The organism is Burkholderia sp. HMSC10F09 (assembly GCF_001806955.1).
GTDB lineage: Bacteria > Pseudomonadota > Gammaproteobacteria > Burkholderiales > Burkholderiaceae > Burkholderia > Burkholderia multivorans.
On the sequence record NZ_KV786582.1, the window covers coordinates 1 to 19265 of the forward strand.

Annotated in this window: 15 protein-coding genes; 4 read left to right on the forward strand and 11 right to left on the reverse strand. The window is 68.3% G+C overall.

What is annotated here, in order from left to right; genetic code table 11:
• Positions 1-498 precede the first annotated feature (498 nt).
• Positions 499-1740, forward strand: coding sequence for an MFS transporter (locus HMPREF3115_RS05855; RefSeq protein WP_070553687.1), 1242 nt, complete (start codon positions 499-501; stop codon positions 1738-1740).
• Positions 1741-1805: 65 nt separating this feature from the next.
• Here HMPREF3115_RS05855 and HMPREF3115_RS05860 read toward each other — a convergent pair whose 3' ends face one another.
• On the reverse strand, positions 1806-2603 hold the full coding sequence (locus HMPREF3115_RS05860) for a 5'-methylthioadenosine/adenosylhomocysteine nucleosidase (protein WP_070553689.1): 798 nt from the start codon (positions 2601-2603) through the stop codon (positions 1806-1808).
• Positions 2600-4960, reverse strand: coding sequence for a UvrD-helicase domain-containing protein (locus HMPREF3115_RS05865; protein WP_070553691.1), 2361 nt, complete (start codon positions 4958-4960; stop codon positions 2600-2602). Before HMPREF3115_RS05865 ends, HMPREF3115_RS05860 begins: the two co-directional genes overlap by 4 nt.
• Positions 4961-5162: 202 nt before the next feature.
• Here HMPREF3115_RS05865 and HMPREF3115_RS05870 point away from each other — a divergent pair, with 202 nt between their 5' ends.
• Entirely contained in the window at positions 5163-8030 is a 2868-nt protein-coding gene (locus HMPREF3115_RS05870; protein WP_070553693.1) for a valine--tRNA ligase, read from the forward strand.
• An 86-nt stretch (positions 8031-8116) separates the two neighbouring features.
• Positions 8117-9001 carry a UTP--glucose-1-phosphate uridylyltransferase GalU gene (gene galU, locus HMPREF3115_RS05875; RefSeq protein WP_006402116.1) on the forward strand — a complete coding sequence of 295 codons (885 nt, stop codon included), beginning with the start codon at positions 8117-8119 and terminating at the stop codon, positions 8999-9001.
• Positions 9002-9056: 55 nt separating this feature from the next.
• On the opposite strand, the gene HMPREF3115_RS05880 is transcribed toward galU, so the two are convergent.
• The 7 genes from HMPREF3115_RS05880 to HMPREF3115_RS05910 form a co-directional block, all read right to left on the reverse strand.
• Entirely contained in the window at positions 9057-9671 is a 615-nt protein-coding gene (locus HMPREF3115_RS05880; protein ID WP_070553694.1) for a DUF4136 domain-containing protein, read from the reverse strand.
• Between the two features lie 36 nt (positions 9672-9707).
• The gene (locus tag HMPREF3115_RS05885) at positions 9708-12092 is read right to left on the reverse strand and encodes a CHASE2 domain-containing protein (protein WP_070553696.1); all 2385 of its coding nucleotides are present in this window, start codon (positions 12090-12092) and stop codon (positions 9708-9710) included.
• A gap of 10 nt (positions 12093-12102) precedes the next feature.
• Entirely contained in the window at positions 12103-13467 is a 1365-nt protein-coding gene (locus HMPREF3115_RS05890; protein ID WP_070553698.1) for a FecR family protein, read from the reverse strand.
• Positions 13464-14168 carry a response regulator transcription factor gene (locus HMPREF3115_RS05895; protein ID WP_006402120.1) on the reverse strand — a complete coding sequence of 235 codons (705 nt, stop codon included), beginning with the start codon at positions 14166-14168 and terminating at the stop codon, positions 13464-13466. The genes HMPREF3115_RS05890 and HMPREF3115_RS05895 overlap by 4 nt, the downstream gene beginning before the upstream one ends.
• A gap of 302 nt (positions 14169-14470) precedes the next feature.
• A complete protein-coding gene (locus HMPREF3115_RS05900) occupies positions 14471-14848 on the reverse strand; it encodes a hypothetical protein (protein WP_035488218.1) in 378 nt (125 codons plus the stop codon).
• A 283-nt stretch (positions 14849-15131) separates the two neighbouring features.
• Positions 15132-15359 (reverse strand): sulfurtransferase TusA family protein, encoded by a 228-nt coding sequence (locus tag HMPREF3115_RS05905; RefSeq protein WP_006402122.1) that lies wholly within the window; start codon positions 15357-15359, stop codon positions 15132-15134.
• Between the two features lie 143 nt (positions 15360-15502).
• Positions 15503-16438: a LysR family transcriptional regulator gene (locus tag HMPREF3115_RS05910; RefSeq protein ID WP_006409757.1), complete on the reverse strand. Its 936-nt coding sequence runs from the start codon at positions 16436-16438 to the stop codon at positions 15503-15505.
• A gap of 111 nt (positions 16439-16549) precedes the next feature.
• On the opposite strand from HMPREF3115_RS05910, the gene HMPREF3115_RS05915 reads away from it, so the two are divergent.
• A complete protein-coding gene (locus HMPREF3115_RS05915) occupies positions 16550-18070 on the forward strand; it encodes a CoA-acylating methylmalonate-semialdehyde dehydrogenase (protein WP_012213571.1) in 1521 nt (506 codons plus the stop codon).
• A 51-nt stretch (positions 18071-18121) separates the two neighbouring features.
• Here HMPREF3115_RS05915 and HMPREF3115_RS05920 read toward each other — a convergent pair whose 3' ends face one another.
• Both HMPREF3115_RS05920 and HMPREF3115_RS31870 read right to left on the reverse strand, forming a co-directional pair.
• Complete coding sequence (locus HMPREF3115_RS05920; protein WP_006404986.1) at positions 18122-19006, reverse strand: MurR/RpiR family transcriptional regulator; 885 nt, start codon at positions 19004-19006, stop codon at positions 18122-18124.
• Between the two features lie 78 nt (positions 19007-19084).
• Positions 19085-19265: hypothetical protein (locus tag HMPREF3115_RS31870; RefSeq protein WP_218079206.1), on the reverse strand; the 181-nt coding region annotated here is incomplete at its 5' end.

Here is a 19265-nt window from a genome sequence, read left to right on the forward strand (position 1 = left end):
CGGGCGGGCCGGCGCGAGGCGGCGGTCTCGGATCCGGATGCGGCGGCGGCCGCCGCGCCCGGCTGCGGATGCAATGATGCTGCTTTCATCGATCTATCCCCGTATTGATCGTGCTGCCGGAAAGGTCGGTTCCGGCTTTACCGCGATGGTCGGTCGGCCCCGGGCCGCGTCTCGCATCGGACCGGCTCGTGGCCAGGCCGGCGCGGCGCGCCTCTGTCGTCGTTGTGTCGTTCTACGGTCGCGAGCGCCGTTCCTTGAGTCCGGACAAACGCGCATCCGGCCCGCGCGCGGCGTCGCCGCCAAGCGGCACCGCGTCGCGAGCGTTATACCCGGTCAAAAAACCGCGCAGCAGCCGATCGTCATACCAATGTCCGATTTGCGACAAAAGTTGGCCTGACATTCTCGATGCGCCACATTACACTCCTTTGACGCAACAACGATTCGAACGCGCGGATCCCCATCCAAGCGCGCCCTGCTACCTCAATTCGCTCAGCTCACATGGAAACCAGCCTCGACACGGGCACCGCCGGCGCAGCCGCCGCGGCCCAGACGTCTGCTCCGCCTGCGCCGCGCACCGTCTATCCGGTGCTCGGCGCAATCAGCTTCTCGCACATGCTCAACGACATGATCCAGTCGTTGATCCTCGCGATCTATCCGATGCTCAAGAGCCAGTTCGCGCTGTCGTTCGCGCAGATCGGGCTGATCACGCTCGCCTACCAGATCACCGCGTCGCTGCTGCAGCCGCTCGTCGGCCTCTACACGGACAAGCGCCCGAAGCCGTACTCGCTGCCGGTCGGGATGGGCTTCACGCTGTCGGGCCTGCTGCTGATGTCGGTCGCGCCGAACTTCCCGATGCTGCTCGTCGCGGCCGCGCTCGTCGGCTGCGGCTCGTCGGTGTTCCATCCGGAATCGTCGCGGGTCGCGCGCATGGCGTCGGGCGGCCGGCACGGCCTCGCGCAGTCGCTGTTCCAGGTCGGCGGCAATGCGGGCTCGGCGCTCGGGCCGCTGCTCGCCGCGCTCGTGATCATTCCGCACGGCCAGCACAGCATCGCGTGGTTCTCGGCCGCCGCGCTCGTCGCGATGGTCGTGCTCACGCAGATCGGCCACTGGTACAAGAAGCATCCGTCGATGAAGAAGAAGGCGGCCGCCGCCGGCCATCCGACGCTGTCGCGCGGCCGCGTGCTCGGCGCCATCGGCGTGCTCGTGCTGCTCGTGTTCTCGAAGTATTTCTATCTGGCGAGCATCAACAGCTACTTCACGTTCTATCTGATCGACAAGTTCCATCTGTCGGTGCAGGCCGCGCAGATCCACCTGTTCGTGTTCCTCGCGGCCGTCGCGGCCGGCACGCTGATCGGCGGGCCGGTCGGCGACCGGATCGGCCGCAAGTACGTGATCTGGGTCTCGATTCTCGGCGTCGCGCCGTTCACGCTGCTGCTGCCGTACGCGAACCTGTTCTGGACCGGCGTGCTGAGCGTGATCATCGGCGTCGTGCTCGCGTCGGCGTTCGCGGCGATTCTCGTCTATGCGACCGAGTTGATGCCGGGCAAGGTCGGGATGGTCGCGGGGCTGTTCTTCGGCTTCGCGTTCGGTCTCGGCGGCGTGGGCGCGGCCGTGCTCGGTCAGCTCGCCGATGCGACCAGCATCCCGTTCGTCTACAAGGTGTGCTCGTTCCTGCCGCTGATCGGCGTGCTGACGGTATTCCTGCCGAATCTGGAAGGCAGCCGCCGCAAGAAGGCCTGACGATGCGGCCGCCGCCCGCACGCGGCGGCCGGGCCGATGAAAAAAAACCGGAAACGACGGCGGCTTCAGGCCGCCGTCGTCGCGTGCAGTGTCAGGAAACGCTTGAGGATGCCCGACGAATAGCTGCTCGCGATCGCGGACAGGAAGTGCGAGAACGACTGCGTCGCATGATCGTCGGCCGTATCGGAGATCGCGCGCACGAGCGCGAACGGCACGTCGTGCTCGGCGCACACCTGCGCGATCGCCGCGCCCTCCATCTCGACCGCGAGCGCGTCCGGCAGCGCGTCGCGCAGCGCAGCAACCTCGCGCTCGCTCGACACGAAGCGGTCGCCGCTGATGATGAGGCCGCCGTGCAGCGTCGCGCCCGCGAGCCCGAAGCGCTCGGCGAACTGCGCGCCCTCTTCGGCGACGAACAACGTGCATGCGACTTTCAGGCGCGCGGTCAGCTCCGCGTCGGTCGCGAAGCGCGTGATGCCGAGCAGCGGCACCTCGTAGCGCGGGAACAGCGGCGACGCGTCGAGATCGTGCTGCAACAGCGTATCGGCGACGACGACGTCGCCGACGCGCACCGCGCGCGACACGCCGCCCGCCACGCCGGTGAACACGACGCCCGACACGGCGAACACGTGGATCAGCGCACTGACCGTCGCGGCGGCCGCGACCTTGCCGACGCGCGCGAGCGTGACGACGCAGGCCGCACCGTGCACGGTGCCGACGTGATAGTCGCGGCGGCCGAGCGTGACGGTCTTCATCGGGCCTTCCGCGCGCATCGCGGCGATCAGATCGCCGAGTTCCTCGGGCAGTGCGGCGAGAATGCCGAGCGGGCGCGTCGCGGCGCCGGTTGCGATGTCGACGCTCGTCATTCCACCGCCTGCAGCTTCGCGACCGCGAGCGCGAGCCATTTCTCGCCGTGCCGCTTGAACTTCACCTGCGCCTTTGCGTCGGCGCCGCTGCCTTCGAGCGCGGTTACCGTCCCTTCGCCGAATTTCGTATGGAACACCTGCTGGCCGACGCGAAAGCCGACGTCGGCCGCCCGCTGCTGGTCGGCGAACGCGGGCAGCGGCGCGGACACCGCCGCGTCGACGTACTGCTCGCGCCCGGCGCCGGGCCGCGCGAACCAGTCTCGGCCCCAGCCCGCGTTGTCCGAGCGACCGCCCCAGCGCGCACCGGCTTCGACCTTCGGCGTCAGCCACTTCAGCACGTGCTGCGGCAGTTCGTCGAAAAAGCGCGAGCGCACGTTGTAGCGCGTCTGACCGTGCAGCATCCGGCTCTGCGCGAACGACAGGTAGAGCCGCTCCTTCGCGCGCGTGATCGCGACGTACATCAGCCGGCGCTCTTCCTCGAGACCGTCCGATTCGAGCACGCTGTTCTCGTGCGGGAACAGCCCTTCCTCGAGCCCGGTGATGAACACCGCCGAGAATTCGAGCCCCTTCGCCGCGTGCACGGTCATCAGTTGCACGGCGTCCTGGCCGGCCTGTGCCTGGTTGTCGCCGGCTTCGAGCGACGCGTGCGACAGAAAGCCCGCGAGCGGCGTCATCGTGTCGGGGTTCTGCGCGGGATCGTCGAGCGAGGCGGGCGCGAGCACGTCGACCGACGCATCGTCGCGGGCCGCGCCGATCTCGGGCGCCGCGATCGCGCCGGCGCGCAGCGGAATCGAGCGCGCGGGCGTGTCGAGCCCGTAGCCTTCCTCGCTGACGAACGCGGTCGCCGCGTTCACGAGTTCCTGCAAGTTCTCGAGGCGGTCCTGCCCTTCGCGCTCGCCCTGATAGAAATCGGCGAGGCCGCTCGCGCGCACGACGTATTCGACGGTCTCGGGCAGGCTCATCTGCTGCGTTTCCGCACGCATCTTCGCGATCAGGTTCGCGAACGCGCCGAGGCTCGTGCCGGCCTTGCCCGTCACGTAGGGAATCGCGGCAGCCATCGAGCAGCCGTACAAACGCGCGGCGTCGGCCAGCTGCTCGATCGAGCGCGCGCCGATCCCGCGCGTCGGGAAGTTCACGACGCGTGCAAACGCGGTGTCGTCGTTCGGATTGTCGATCAGGCGCAGATACGCGAGCGCATGCTTGACTTCCTGACGCTCGAAAAAGCGCAGGCCGCCGTACACGCGATACGGGATGCCCGACGTCATCAGCGTGTGCTCGATCGCGCGCGACTGCGCGTTGCTGCGATAGAGCACCGCGATCTCGCTGCGCGACAGCCCCGTGTTGATCAACGAACGGATCTCCTCGACGATCCAGCCGGCTTCCTGCGCATCGGTGCTCGCCTCGTACACGCGCACCGGTTCGCCGTGGCCCGCGTCGGTGCGCAGGTTCTTGCCGAGACGGTGCGCGTTGTTCGAGATCAGCTGGTTCGCCGCATCGAGGATGTTGCCGTGCGACCGGTAGTTCTGCTCGAGCTTGATCAGGTTGCGTACGCGGAATTCGTCCTCGAAGTCGCGCATGTTGCCGACGTTCGCGCCGCGGAACGCGTAGATCGACTGATCGTCGTCGCCGACCGCGAAGATCGCGTTCTGTCCGCCCGCGAGCATCTTCAGCCACGCGTACTGCAGCTTGTTGGTGTCCTGGAACTCGTCGACGAGGATGTGCCGGAAGCGCGCCTGGTAGTGCGCGCGCAGCGGCGCGTTGTACGCGAGCAGCTCGTAGCAGCGCAGCAGCAGTTCCGGAAAGTCGACGACGCCCTCGCGCTGGCACTGCTGGTCGTAGGCCTGATAGAGCTCGACGAACTTGCGGTTGAAGTTGTCGGACGCGTCGACCTTGTCGGGGCGCAGCCCCTGCTCCTTGGCGTTGTTGATGAAGTACTGCACGTTCTTCGGCGGATATTTCTCGTCGTCGACGTTCAGCGTCTTCATCAGCCGCTTGATCGTGGACAGCTGATCGGCCGTGTCGAGGATCTGGAACGTCTGCGGCAGGCCCGCGTCGCGGTAGTGCGCGCGCAGCATCCGGTTGCAGAGGCCGTGGAACGTGCCGATCCACATGCCGCGCGTGTCGATCGGCATCATCGCGGAGAGCCGCGCCATCATCTCGCGCGCGGCCTTGTTCGTGAACGTGACGGCGAGCACGGTGGCCGGCGACGCGTAGCCCTGCTGGATCAGCCACGCGATGCGCGTGATGAGCACGCGGGTCTTGCCGCTGCCCGCCCCCGCGAGGATCAGCGCCGGTTCGTTCGGCAGCGTGACGGCGGCGTATTGTTCGGGGTTCAGATTGGCGAGCAGATCGGGCATAGAGCGGCAGCGAACGGGCGTGAAAAAACGCGGACCCGCCATTATAAGTCCGCCGCGCGCTGCCGTTTTCGGCCGGCGCAACTCGCGCGCGACGCGCGTCGCGGCCGGCGCGCGCGCCGGTGCGATGGCTGGCCGATGTGCATCCATTTATAATCGTCGGATTCGGCATTCAATTCACGCATTTTTCGGCAGATTTCCAACCATGAGCGACAGCACGCTTGCGAAGAGTTTCGAACCCCACACCATCGAGGCCCAATGGGGGCCGGAGTGGGAAAAACGCGGCTATGCGGCCCCGGCATTCGATCCGGCGCGCCCGGATTTCGCGATTCAGTTGCCGCCGCCGAACGTCACGGGCACGCTGCACATGGGCCACGCGTTCAACCAGACGATCATGGACGGCCTCGCGCGCTATCACCGGATGCTCGGCGAGAACACGCTGTGGGTGCCGGGCACCGACCACGCGGGGATCGCGACGCAGATCGTCGTCGAGCGCCAGCTCGACGCGCAGGGCGTGTCGCGCCACGATCTCGGCCGCGAGAAATTCGTCGAGCGCGTGTGGGAATGGAAGCAGAAATCGGGTTCGACGATCACCGGCCAGGTGCGCCGGCTCGGCGCGTCGACCGACTGGTCGCGCGAATACTTCACGATGGACGACAAGATGTCGGCCGCCGTGCGCGACGTGTTCGTGGCGCTCTACGAACAGGGTCTGATCTACCGCGGCAAGCGCCTCGTGAACTGGGATCCGGTACTGCTCACCGCGGTGTCGGATCTCGAAGTCGTCAGCGAAGAGGAAAACGGCCACCTGTGGCACATCCGCTACCCGCTCGTCGACGGCTCGGGCTCGCTGACGGTCGCGACCACGCGCCCCGAGACGATGCTCGGCGACGTCGCGGTGATGGTCCACCCGGAAGACGAGCGCTACCGCCACCTGATCGGCAAGCGCGTCACGCTGCCGCTGACCGGCCGCGAGATCCCCGTGATCGCCGACGACTACGTCGATCGCGAGTTCGGAACCGGTGTCGTGAAGGTCACGCCGGCGCACGACTTCAACGATTACCAGGTCGGCCTGCGCCACGGCCTCGCGCCGATCGAGATCCTGACGCTCGACGCGAAGATCAACGACAACGCGCCCGAGCAGTATCGCGGGCTCGACCGCTTCGACGCGCGCAAGGCGATCGTCGCCGATCTCGACGCGCAGGGCTTTCTCGAATCGGTGAAGCCGCACAAGCTGATGGTGCCGCGTGGCGACCGCACGGGCGTCGTGATCGAGCCGATGCTGACCGACCAGTGGTTCGTCGCGATGACGAAGCCGGCACCGGAAGGCACGTTCCATCCGGGCAAGTCGATCACCGAAGTGTCGCTCGACGTCGTGCGCAGCGGCCAGATCAAGTTCGTGCCGGAAAACTGGACGACCACCTATTACCAGTGGCTCGAGAACATCCAGGACTGGTGCATTTCGCGCCAGCTCTGGTGGGGCCACCAGATTCCCGCGTGGTACGGCGAGAACGGCGAAGTGTTCGTCGCGCGCAGCGAGGAAGACGCGCGCGCGAAGGCCGCCGCGCAGGGCTACACGGGCGCGCTGAAGCGCGACGAGGACGTGCTCGACACGTGGTTCTCGTCCGCGCTCGTGCCGTTCTCGTCGCTCGGCTGGCCGAACGAGACGCCGGAACTGCAGCACTTCCTGCCGTCGTCGGTGCTCGTCACCGGCTTCGACATCATCTTCTTCTGGGTCGCCCGGATGGTGATGATGACCACGCACTTCACCGGCAAGGTGCCGTTCCACACCGTGTACGTGCACGGCCTCGTGCGCGACGCGGAAGGCCAGAAGATGTCGAAGAGCAAGGGCAACACGCTCGACCCGATCGACATCGTCGACGGCATCGATCTCGAAACGCTGGTCGCGAAGCGCACGACGGGCCTGATGAATCCGAAGCAGGCCGCGACGATCGAAAAGAAGACGCGCAAGGAATTCCCGGACGGCATTCCGGCGTTCGGCACCGACGCGCTGCGCTTCACGATGGCGTCGATGGCGACGCTCGGCCGCAACGTGAACTTCGACCTCGCGCGCTGCGAAGGCTATCGCAACTTCTGCAACAAGCTCTGGAACGCGACGCGCTTCGTGCTGATGAACTGCGAAGGCCACGACTGCGGGCTCGACAAGCCGGAAGTCTGCGGCGCGGGCGACTGCGGCCCCGGCGGCTACCTCGACTTCTCGGCGGCCGACCGCTGGATCGTGTCGCTGCTGCAGCGGACCGAAGCCGACATCGCGAAGGGCTTCGCCGACTATCGTTTCGACAACGTCGCGAGCAGCATCTACAAATTCGTGTGGGACGAGTACTGCGACTGGTATCTGGAACTCGCGAAGGTGCAGATCCAGAACGGTACGCCGGAGCAGCAGCGCGCGACGCGCCGCACGCTGCTGCGCGTGCTCGAAACGGTGCTGCGTCTCGCGCACCCGATCATCCCGTTCATCACCGAAGCGCTCTGGCAGAAGGTGGCGCCGCTCGCGGGCCGCTATCCGCAGGGCAAGGCCGAGGGCGAAGCGTCGCTGATGACGCAGGCCTACCCGATCGCCGAGCCGAAGAAGATCGACGAAGGGTCCGAGCAATGGGCGGCCGATCTGAAGGCGATCGTCGACGCGTGCCGCAACCTGCGCGGCGAGATGAACCTGTCGCCGGCGACGAAGGTGCCGCTGCTCGCGGACGGCGACGCCGCGCGTCTGCATACGTTCGCACCGTACGTGCAGGCGCTCGCGCGCCTGTCCGAGGTCCGGATCCTCGCGGACGAAGCCGCGCTCGACCAGGAAGCGCACGGCGCGCCGATCGCGATCGTCGGGCCGAACAAGCTGGTACTGAAGGTGGAAATCGACGTTGCGGCCGAGCGCGAGCGCCTCTCGAAGGAAATTGCGCGTCTGACGGGCGAAATCGCGAAATGCAACGCGAAACTCGGCAACGAGGCGTTCGTCGCGAAGGCGCCGCCGGCGGTGGTCGAGCAGGAACAAAAACGGCTCGCCGAGTTCCAGGGCACGCTCGAAAAGCTGCGCGCGCAGCTCGAACGGTTGCCCACGTAACAAACGGTAAGCCGGTTTGCGTTCACTATAATTCGGACGTGAACATAGACGTCTGACAAGTCGATTACATCAATAAAGGTTCGATCATGTTGAAAGTCACCAAGGCGGTATTCCCTGTTGCCGGCCTCGGCACGCGGTTCCTCCCGGCAACAAAGGCGAGCCCGAAGGAGATGCTGCCGGTCGTGGACAAGCCGCTGATCCAGTACGCGGTCGAAGAAGCGATCGCGGCCGGCATCACCGAAATGATCTTCGTGACGGGGCGCAGCAAGCGCGCGATCGAGGACCATTTCGACAAGTCCTACGAGGTCGAAGCCGAACTCGAGGCCCGCGGCAAGGAAAAACTGCTCGAGCTCGTGCGCAGCATCAAGCCGAGCCACGTCGACTGCTTCTACGTGCGCCAGCCGGAAGCGCTCGGCCTCGGTCACGCCGTGCTGTGCGCCGAAAAACTGGTCGCGGACAACCCGTTCGCGGTGATCCTCGCGGACGACCTGCTCGACGGCAATCCGCCCGTGATGAAGCAGATGGTCGACGTGTTCGATCACTATCACAGCTCTGTGATCGGCGTCGAAGAGATCCCGCCGTCGGAGACGAAGTCGTACGGGATCGTCGACGGCAAGGAGTGGGAAGACTCGATCATCAAGATGTCGGCGATCGTCGAGAAGCCCGCGCCGGACGTCGCGCCGTCGAACCTCGGCGTGGTCGGCCGCTACGTGCTGAAGCCGCGGATCTTCGATCATCTGCGCGCGCTGAAGCCGGGCGCGGGCGGCGAGCTGCAGCTCACCGACGCGATCGAGGCGCTGCTCGCCGACGAGCAGGTGCTCGCGTACAAATATCAGGGCACGCGCTACGACTGCGGCAGCAAGCTCGGCTATCTGAAGGCGACGGTCGAATTCGCGCTGCGCCATCCGGAAGTCGGCGCCGACTTCGAAACGTATCTGCGCACGCGCGACGGCGCGCAGCCGGCCGCCTGACGCGGCCCCGAAGGCGCGCGCCGCGCGCCCTCGCCCGGCCGTTGCGGCCCGCGCCTCAGTGCGCGGGCGCCGGCTTCACCGAGACGACGCCCGGCATCGCGCCCGCGTCGTCTTTTTTCGTCTCGACGAGCCAGCCGCCGCCCGCGTCGAACGGCAGCTTCGCGAGCGCGCTCGTCACGAGCGCAGGCACCGCGTGCTGCACGCCGGGCTCGCGGTCGCGCAGCGCGGCCGACACGCGATAGACGTCCGCGCCCGACTTCGCGTCGACGAAACGCAGCGTCAGCACGTGGCGATACACGCGACCCGCGAACGGCAGCGCGAGCGGCGCCGGCCCGTCGACGGTCACGCACGCGCTGCTCGCACCGCCGCACTGCTCCGCGCTCGCCGCCACTGCGGCCGGCTGCGTCGCATAGGCGATCGACAGCCGGTAGCGCGCGGCCTGCGCCGGCTGCACGTCGAAGCCGCGGCGCGCGAGCGCCTCGCGCACGCGCATCTCGATCTGCCGATAGTCGGCATCGTCGGCCTGCGCGGCCGTCCGGACGATGTCGTAGCGGTGCGCGCCCGACGCAAAGCCGTCCGGCTGCCCGACCGCGCTGACGCCGGTCGTGACGCCGGCGCAACCCGTCAACAGCGACGCCGCCAGCGCGGTCGCTGCCCATTGCTTTCTCATGACTTCCCCCAATGCCTGCCGTCGTGCCCGGCCCTGTCAGGCGGACGGCTCGTCGATCGCGGGCAGCGACACCGTCACCGCGGTGCCGACGCCCACTTCGCTGTCGACCGACACGCTGCCGCCGTGGCGCGTGACGACCGTCTTCACGAATGCCATGCCGAGCCCGGAGCCCGAGATTTCGGGCCGTTCGCCCGCATGGAATCGTTTGAAACGCTCGAACAGATGTCGCTGATCTTCCGGCGCAATGCCGTACCCCTGGTCGCGAATCGTACAGAACATCCGTTTCGACGCGTGTTCGACCGTCAGCGTACACGTGATCGTCGTGTCGGACGGACTATATTTGACCGCGTTGTTCAGCACGTTGACGAACGCGCGCGTGATCAGCGAGCGGTCCCCCCTCACCCAGCACATCTCCGTGCCGACGTCGGTATCGATGCGGATGCGCTTCGCCTGCGCCTGCGGCCACACTTCGTCGCTCGCGTCGATCAGCACGTCGACGAGGCTCGTCGTCTCGAGCTGATAGGCCTGCGACTCGGCGCGCGCGAGCTGCACGAACTCGTCGGCAAGCGACAGCGCGCGGTGCGCATAGCGTTCGATCCGCGCGAGCAGCGCGCGCATCGTCTCCGACTCGACGCGGTCGCGTTCGATCTCGACGAGCGCGAGAATCGACGACTGCGGCGAACGCATGTCGTGCGACAGCAGATGCAGCGCTTCCTCGCGCTGCCGCTCGGCCGCGTGCAGCTCGGTGACGTCGACGAGGCCCGCGATCCAGCCGGTCACGTGACCCTGTGCGTTCGTACACGCTGCGTAGCGTAGCAGATGGTCGAGCCCGTCGCGATCGCGCACCTCGATGCCGCGCGCCATCACGTCGTGCTCGGCCGCGAGCGTCGGGTCGAGCGCGGCCGGCCAGCTGTCGCGGATCGCGACGTCGTGCTCCGCGTTGCCGTCGACGGTCTTCACGAACGTCAGCTCGCCGAGCGCCGCGCGCAGCGGCCGCCCTTCCGGCAGTGGCAGCGCGAGCCGCGAGCCGTAGCGCTTGGCGGCGTGGTTCGCGATCAGCACGGTGCCGGCCAGGTCGGTCACGAAGATCGGTTCCGGCATGCTGTCGAGGCTGTCCCACACGAAGCGCTTCATGTCCTGCAGGCGCTGCGCGGCCTGCGCCATCAGCGCCATCTGGCGCTCGAGCACGTCGCCGCCGACGCGGCGCGCGCGCGGCGCCTCCGGCAGCAGATGCGGTTCGTCGGCGAGCCGCTGCAGCTCGCGGCGCAGGTACGACATCGTCATCTCGAGGCGCCGCCAGTTCCAGATCGGATACACGGCGATCAGCCCGAACACGGCCGGCGCCGGCGACAGCCAGACGCGCGCCTCGAACAGCAGCGCGATGCTCGCGATCACCGCGAGCGCCGCGAGGCTCAGCGTCAGCAGCAGCGCGCGCCACGGCGACAGCATCAGGAAACCGCCGAGCAGCGCCGCGAGCGGCAAGAGCGACGCGGCGAACAGCGCCGGTCGCGAGACCGGCGAAATCGCGGAGCCGGTCGTCAGCATGTCGAGCACGCTCGCGTGGATGTAGACGCCGGCGAGCGGGCCGAAATCGCCGGACACCGGCGTCGCGAAGCGGTCGTAGAGCCCCGACGCGGTCACGCCGACGACGACGATCTTGCCGCGCAGCGCATCGGGCTTCACGCGCCCTTCGAGCACGTCGTCGAACGACAGCGTCGGATACGCGGGCGTATTGCGGCTGAACGGAATCAGATAGCGGCCTTCGCCGGCCGCGTCGCGCGACAGGTCGTGCGCGCGCGGGCCCGGCGCGCCGCCGGCCGGATGCAGCTTGCCGGCCGCGATCGCGCGATAGACAGGCACCATCAGCTGCGGCCAGCGCGTGCGGCCGTCGTCCTCGAACAGCGCGACGCTGCGCACGATGCCGTCCGGATCGACTTCGAGATTGATATGCCCGAGCGCCATCGCGCGCGCGGCGAGCGCCGCGACCGGCGGATCGAGTGCGCGCTTGCCGTCCTGCTCCGGGCTCAGCAGCACCGGCAGGAAGGTCGGCACGCGCGCCATCGCGTCGGCGAACGCGCGATCGTCGGGAGACGGCTCGGTAAACAGCACGTCGTAGACCACGGCCGCCGGCTGCGCACGCGCGAGCGTATCGAGCAGCCGCGCGTGCACGTTGCGCGACCACGGCCAGCGGCCGAGCGCGGACACGCTCCGGTTGTCGATGTCGACGACGACGACGTCCGGCGACAGCGGCAGGCTGCGCAGCATCAGCAGCCGATCGTAGATCAGCCCGTCGACGCTCGACGACGCGCGGCCGAGCGCGCATGCGCAGATCACCGCGATCCCGAGGCACCCGATCGCGATCCATTCGAGCAGGAAGCGGCGCCCGAGCTGCCGCCGCGGAGAAACGGAATCGGCTTTCATCTGCCGCGGATCAACGCGACAACGTAAACGCACCGACCGGGCTCGTCTTCTCGTAGAACTTGCCGCCCGAGAACTCCTCGACCGTCACGGCCCAGAAATACTCGCCCGGCGGCAGATGCGCGACGCTGATCTGACGCGCCCGCAGCCCGACTTGATCGACGACCGGTGCGCTCAAGTCCTTCGAGCGCGACAGCACGAACCGGTAGCGCGCGCCGTCGCCCGCGCCGTTGGCCGACCAGCGGAACACGTAGCCGCCCTCGCCGGGCGTCGCGGTCGCATCGAGGCCCATCAGCCGGCGCTCGAACGCATAGATGCGCGGCAGGCCCTCGAGGCCGTTGTCGTCGATCGCCGCGATCCGCACGAAGTACGTACCGTTCGGCACGTCGTGAAATACCGCACGCGGCCCGTCGCTGCGCGTTTCGCGGAACAGCTCGAGCATGCCCGCGTCGCGCGCGAGCTGTACGTGATAGGCGCGTGCCTGCGCGAGCGGCGCGAGATCGAACGCAACGTCCGCGTCGTCCTGCACCTTCTCGGGATGCGCAAGCACCGGTGCCGGCAGCAGCTGAATCGGCGCACCGACCGCGCCGGACGCGCTCGCGACGCTGCCGAAGTTCGCATGCACGAGCGTCGCGCCGGCCGGACGCCGGCTGCCTGCGACGCCGACCGTGCCGTCCAGCACCTCGACGCGCGTGGCCGCGCTGCCGACGGCATCGTAATTCACGCGAAAGCGCGTGCCGCGCACGCCGGCGACGACCGACGGCGAGCGGATCTGGAAACGGTCGTCGCGCTTCTTCAGGTGCGTGACGTCGCTGTCGACCGAGCCGCGCGTCAGTTCGAACTGACGGTCGAGCGTGCCGGTCAGCACGGTGCGGCGCAGCGTCTTCAGGTCGAGCTGGCTGTCCGGAGGCAGGCTCATGTGCGTGCCGTCGGCGAGCTCGAGCGTCAGGAAACCGTTCGCGCCGGTGCGCACGCGGTCGCCCTCGGTGACCGTCGCGTCGGCGGCAAGCGGCGCGTATTGCGCATTGCCGGTCGCGCGCTCGGCGGTGCCCTGCACCGCCACGACGCGCGCGGAGAGCCGCTCCTTGCGCAGCCGCGCGACGGGCAGCTTCAGCGCGATGCCGGGCTGCAGATGCTTCGGCTCGGGCACGTGGTTCAGCTGCTGCAGCAGCTGCCAGTCGTCGACGCCTTGCAGATAGCGCGCGGCGATGTCGTACAGCGTATCGCCCGCCTGCGTGCGGTATGCGATCGTCTTGCCCGCCGTGGCGGGCGGCTGGGCCGCGGCATGCTGCGCCGCGACCGCGAGCGCGACCGCACAGGCCGCGCGCAGGCCGGCGGTACGCAGCATGGCGGCGCGCTGCGTGATGGCCGTCGTCACTCCGGTTCTCCCTGGCCGACGCGCTCGAGCCGGTAGCCGTAGCCGTAGATGGGCGCGAGCCGATAGCCGTTTTCGGGCCGCAGGCCCAGCTTCGTGCGCAGCATCGAGATGTGCGTGTCCATCGTGCGCGACGGAATGTCGGTCGCCTGCTTCCACACGAGATCGAGGATGTGCGCGCGCGACAGCGGCCGGTCGAGATGCTGGAACAGCAGCAGCGCGAGCTCGAATTCCTTCTGCGTGAGGCTCACGGCCTTGTCGCCGACGTACGCCTGCTTCAGGTTCACGTCGAAGCGGAACTGGTCGAACTCGCGAACGGTCGCCTCCGCGTTGACCGGATACGCGCGGCGCAGCAGCGAGCCGATGCGCGCGCGCAGGATCGGGCCGGACACGGGCTTGACGACGTAGTCGTCGGCGCCGGCGTTCAGGATTTGCGTGATCCCGGCCTCGTCGTCGCGGCTGGTCATGAAGATGATCGGCAGGCTATGCTCGGTCTGATTCGCGCGCACCCACTTCAGCACTTCCTCGCCCGACATGTCCGGCACGTTCCAGTCGAGGACCAGCAGATCGAACGTCTCGCGCTGCAGACGCTTCTTCAGGGCCTTGCCTTCCTTGAACGCGTAGCACGTGTGGCCGGCGGCCGTCAGCGTTTGACTGACGAAATCCGTCTGGGCCGGATCGTCATCCAGTACAGCAATTCTCATAGCACCCCGCAAATCGAAAGCGATTCGTCCAGTTCAACTCCCCGCTCCTGCCGCTGCCGCCTCGACTGCGGCGCGGCCCCGATACCGGCCCTCGAGCCGCCGGTCGCCGCCGCGCAACGGATGCGACACGGTTGCCCCGGCAACATATCTCAAAAACGGGGCACGGACGAACCGGCGATTTCAGCATAGTAGTATGAAATTCGCCAGGGAATTGCGTGGACTACGGCTCATTCTTCGAATAATCGTCGTTGTCGCGCGATCGCCGCGGCCCTGGCCCCGGCCGCGACCGCACCGGTTCCGCGTTACAGCCAGTCGTCGGCCGGCGCGTGCTGCGCGAGCATCCGCTGCAGTTGGCCGCGCACCTCTTCCCACGCGGCGGCCGCATAGTCGGGCCGGTTCGCCGCCCAGGCGTGCGCGAGATCGAACACGCGTTCGACGGTCGCGCTGCAATACGTGACGGCCGGCGCGTCGTGCTGCGCGGCGTCGCGCAGCCGCTCGCCGAGCCATTCGGCCAGCCACGGCATCTCGGCCGCCGCCGAATCGGCGTATGCCTCGAGTGCGGCCCGCGCATGGCGGTCCTGCTGCGGATCCAGCTCCACGCGGCTCGATGCCGGCGTGCAGGCGGATGCAATGCAATCCCTTGTGGACGGACTTCGTCGGGTCCCTGGTCTGAAGGACATGTCCTCTCCCCCGTTATACGACGGTCGCGTCGGGCGTGGCCCCCGTGCCTGCCTCTTCGACGTACCGTGGCCGGCGCGCCCGAACAGCACGGACGACCGGACGGGCCAGTATACGCAGCCGCCGGCAAACCGAGGTTTAAGAATTGTCAGACTGGCGCGGCTCGGGAACGTGCCGGACAGGGCCGGGGCGGCCCTGCAACACGGCGCGGCGCGGCGCGCCGACGCGTTTGCGCCGTGGGCGGCGCACGGCGAGCGGTGTGGTGTGGTGTGGCGTGGCGTCGCGTCAGCGGCGACGCATCAGGAACACGAAGGTCTTGTCCTGCGTCGTCGATTCGACGATTTCGTTGCCGGTCTGCTTCGCGAACGCGGCAAAGTCGCGCTGGGAGCCCGGATCGGTCGCGAGCACCTTCAGGATTTGCCCGCTTTCCATATCGGCGAGCGCTTTCTTCGCGCGCAGGATCGGCAACGGGCAATTGAGCCCGCGCGCGTCCACTTCCTTGTGAATCTGCATCGGCTGTCGACCTTCGAATGGCGCGCCGCACGGGGCGCGGGAGGAAGCCGCGATTTTACCGCAGCGCGGCCGCGCGCGCCGGACGGCCCGACGCGGCCGTCGCAGGCCCGTGGCGAGGCCGTGACGGGGCCGTTGCGGGCCCGTCATGCGCCCGAGAAGCCGCCCGCCAGCCGCTCGCGCAGATGGCGCACGAGCGCGCGCACGGCGCTCGGCACGACCGCGCTGTACGGCCGGATCGCGAAGATGTGGTCGCCGAACGCGCCGGACGGCCGCCACCCGTCGAGCAGCGATACGAGCCGGCCCGCATCGAGATCGCGCCGCGCGCTGAAATCGGGCAGCAGCGCGATGCCGAGCCCGCCGAGCGCGGCCTCGCGCATCGCCTCGCTGTTGTTCGCCGCGAAGCTGCCGCGCACCGGCACGCTGACGCGCTCGCGCCGCCTGCCCTGCAGCTCGAAGCTCCATGCGGCAGGCTCGTTGTCGCGCAGATAGCAAAGGCAGCTGTGGTCGACGAGTTCGCGCGGATGGCGCGGCGCGCCGCGCGCGTCGAGATAGTCGCGGCTGGCGACGAGCAGCGAGCGCGTATCGCAGAGCTTCCATGCGACGTGCGTTTGCGGCGCGGTCGTCGTATGGCGGATCGCGAGATCGAAGCCTTCCTGCGTCAGCGAATGCAGCCGGTCCGACAGGTCGAGCTCGAGATGCACGCCCGGATGCGCGCGCAGGAAATCCGGCAGATGCGGGACGATCTGCTGGCGGCCGAGCGCGACCGGCGCCGTCACGCGCACGAGCCCGCGCGGCTCGCCGGCGAGCTCCTTGACGCGCGCGAAATGCTGGCCGATCGACTCGAACGCGTCGCGCGTGCTGTCGACGAGCGTCCGGCCCGCGTCGGTGAGCCGCACGCTGCGCGTCGTGCGGCGCACGAGCGGCACGCCGGCCGCCTTTTCGAGATCGGCGATGCGCTGACTCATCGCGGCCTTGCTGATCCCGAGCCGCTGCGCGGCGGCCGTGAAGCTGCCGGCGGCGGCCAGCACCGTCAGCGAATGGATGTGCGGCCAGAGCGCCTGGACATTTTGCTGATTCATCCGCCGATTATTCAGAATTCTGAACAGTGAATCAAGCTGCGCGGCCTTCTCCGGCACGCCGCGTTTGCCTAGACTGAGGCCTTCCCTTCCCCCGAATCTTCAGGAGACACGATGAACCCGGTTCCCGCGTATACGTCCGATGCCGACGTCGGCCACTACCTCGACGGCGCGCCTGTGGCCGGCCGCAGCGGCCGCTTCCAGGACGTCTTCAATCCGGCGCTCGGCCGCGCGGTGCGTCGCGTCGCACTGGCCGACGACGGCGAAGTGCAGCGGGCCGTCGCATCGGCCGCCGCGGCGTTTCCGGACTGGGCCGCGACGCCGCCGATTCGCCGCGCGCGCGTGCTGCACCGTTTCCTGCAGTTGATGAACGAGCATCGCGACGCGCTCGCGGCGATCATCACCGCCGAGCACGGCAAGGTGTTCTCCGACGCGCAGGGCGAAGTCGCGCGCGGCATCGACATCGTCGAATTCGCGTGCGGGATTCCGCAACTGCTGAAGGGCGACTACACCGACCAGGTCAGCACCGGCATCGACAACTGGACGATGCGTCAGCCGCTCGGCGTCGTCGCCGGCATCACGCCGTTCAACTTTCCGTGCATGGTGCCGTGCTGGATGTTCCCGGTCGCGATCGCGACGGGCAACACGTTCGTGCTGAAGCCGAGCGAGCGCGACCCGTCGGCCGCGCTCTACATCGCCGACCTGCTCACGCAGGCCGGGCTGCCGCCCGGCGTGTTCAACGTCGTGCAGGGCGACAAGGGCGCCGTCGACGCGCTGCTCGATCATCCCGACGTGCAGGCCGTCAGCTTCGTCGGCTCGACGCCGATCGCCGCGTACGTGCAGCAGCGCGCGGTGCAGTCGGGCAAGCGCGTGCAGGCGCTCGGCGGTGCGAAGAACCACCTCGTCGTGATGCCGGACGCGAACCTCGAGCAGGCCGTCGACGCACTGATCGGCGCCGCGTACGGCTCGGCCGGCGAGCGCTGCATGGCGATCAGCGTCGCGGTGCTGGTCGGCGATGTCGCCGAGCGGATCGTGCCGGCCGTCGCCGAGCGCGCGCGCAAGCTCGTGATCGGCGACGGGATGTCGCCGGAAGTCGAGATGGGCCCGATCGTCACCGGCGAGGCGCTCAAGCGCATCGAAAGCTATATCGAGCTCGGCGTGCAGGAAGGCGCGCAACTGGTCGTCGACGGCCGCGGGCTGCGCGTGCCGGGCCGCGAGCAAGGCTTCTTCACCGGCGGTACGCTGTTCGATCACGTGACGCCCGACATGCGAATCTACAAGGAAGAGATATTCGGGCCGGTGCTCGGCTGCGTGCGCGTGAAGGACTTCGGCGAAGCGGTCGACCTGATCAACGCGCATGAGTTCGGCAACGGCGTGTCGTGCTTCACGAGCGACGGCGGCATCGCGCGCGAGTTCGCGCGGCGCATCCAGGTCGGGATGGTCGGCATCAATGTGCCGATTCCGGTACCGATGGCGTGGCACGGCTTCGGCGGCTGGAAGAAGAGCCTGTTCGGCGACATGCACGCGTACGGCGAGGAAGGCGTGCGCTTCTATACGCGGCAGAAGTCGGTGATGCAGCGCTGGTCGTCTAGCATCGGCAAGGGTGCCGAGTTCGCGATGCCGACCGCGAAGTGACCCCGGCGGCGCGCCGCCCGCGGCGGGCGGTGCGCCGAGGCCGGCGCGGCGTCAGCCGGCCTTCGAGCCGTGCGCGCCGTCGGCGCTCGGCAGGTACGACAGCTCGAGCCGATACGCGAGCGCGACGAACAGGCTCTGCGCGAGGCCCATCGACGCCGTCAGCGCGCGGAATCCGAACGTCGCGCTTTCCTGCACCATCAGCGTCACCTCGGCTTCCCGCGCGATCGGGCTCATCCGGCTGTCGGTGATCGCGATCAGCCGCGCGCCGCGCTGCACGGCCTGCTGCGCGACCTGAACCGTCTCTTCCGCATAGGGCATGAACGAGATCACGATCATCACGTCGCCGTCGCGCACCGAGCGGATCTGGCCGAGATGCATGCTGCCGAGCGCGCTGAACAGCCCGATGCGCTTGTCGGTATGCTGCAGCGCATAGTCGAGATACACGGCGATCGGAAACGCGCGGCGCGAGCCGGCGATCCAGATCGCCTGCGTGTCGGCCAGCAGATCGACCGCCTGCGCGAGCGCCGTCGGATCGAGCGTTTGCCGCAGCTGCTGCATGCCCGCAATGCTGCCCTTGATGAACTCGTCGGCGATCTGCTCGGGCTGCAGGCTCGACGAGCCCGATTCGATCACGTCGCGCAGCCGCAGGCTGTAGGCACGGCCCGGCGCGATCTGCTGCGCGAGCCCTTCGCGAAACAGCCGCTGCATCTCGGAGAAGCCCGAGAACCCGAAGTGCTTCGCGAAGCGCACGACCGCCGACGGCTGCACGCCGCACGCCTCGGCGAGCGACTGGATCCCTTCGAGGCCGAGCTGATCCCGGTGCGTTTCGACGTGCCGCGCAATGACCTTCAGGCGGTTGCTGAGGCCGTCGTACTCCTGCGTCAGACGCTGCAGGAACTGCTCGACGGTGGCGGGAGGTTTCTCGGACGAAGTCATCGAATGGCGCGAAATGGACGGCCCCGATACGCGAACGCGGCTCGGGACACCGCATGAACACATGCATGAAGGGCGAATTTAAACACGTTTGCGACGCGTCTCGCGCCGCCTGCTCGCTCCCACGCGCTCGATCATCACGGGCCAGCACACCGCGGCGATACCGGAACGATTCTCCACCGGCGTCGCGGCGGCGTAAAGCTTAGGGCGTGCCCCGACGGCGGCGGCCGGCGCCGCGGCGCGCGCACCACGCGCGCCGCCG

Bases quoted from the DNA above. Each gene is read 5' to 3' on its own strand.
- HMPREF3115_RS05855 (WP_070553687.1), top strand. From the start codon at position 499: ATGGAAACCAGCCTCGACACGGGCACCGCCGGCGCAGCCGCCGCGGCC.
- HMPREF3115_RS05860 (WP_070553689.1), bottom strand. From the start codon at position 2,603: ATGACGAGCGTCGACATCGCAACCGGCGCCGCGACGCGCCCGCTCGGC.
- HMPREF3115_RS05865 (WP_070553691.1), bottom strand. From the start codon at position 4,960: ATGCCCGATCTGCTCGCCAATCTGAACCCCGAACAATACGCCGCCGTC.
- HMPREF3115_RS05870 (WP_070553693.1), top strand. From the start codon at position 5,163: ATGAGCGACAGCACGCTTGCGAAGAGTTTCGAACCCCACACCATCGAG.
- galU (WP_006402116.1), top strand. From the start codon at position 8,117: ATGTTGAAAGTCACCAAGGCGGTATTCCCTGTTGCCGGCCTCGGCACG.
- HMPREF3115_RS05880 (WP_070553694.1), bottom strand. From the start codon at position 9,671: ATGAGAAAGCAATGGGCAGCGACCGCGCTGGCGGCGTCGCTGTTGACG.
- HMPREF3115_RS05885 (WP_070553696.1), bottom strand. From the start codon at position 12,092: ATGAAAGCCGATTCCGTTTCTCCGCGGCGGCAGCTCGGGCGCCGCTTC.
- HMPREF3115_RS05895 (WP_006402120.1), bottom strand. From the start codon at position 14,168: ATGAGAATTGCTGTACTGGATGACGATCCGGCCCAGACGGATTTCGTC.
- HMPREF3115_RS05900 (WP_035488218.1), bottom strand. From the start codon at position 14,848: ATGTCCTTCAGACCAGGGACCCGACGAAGTCCGTCCACAAGGGATTGC.
- HMPREF3115_RS05905 (WP_006402122.1), bottom strand. From the start codon at position 15,359: ATGCAGATTCACAAGGAAGTGGACGCGCGCGGGCTCAATTGCCCGTTG.
- HMPREF3115_RS05910 (WP_006409757.1), bottom strand. From the start codon at position 16,438: ATGAATCAGCAAAATGTCCAGGCGCTCTGGCCGCACATCCATTCGCTG.
- HMPREF3115_RS05915 (WP_012213571.1), top strand. From the start codon at position 16,550: ATGAACCCGGTTCCCGCGTATACGTCCGATGCCGACGTCGGCCACTAC.
- HMPREF3115_RS05920 (WP_006404986.1), bottom strand. From the start codon at position 19,006: ATGACTTCGTCCGAGAAACCTCCCGCCACCGTCGAGCAGTTCCTGCAG.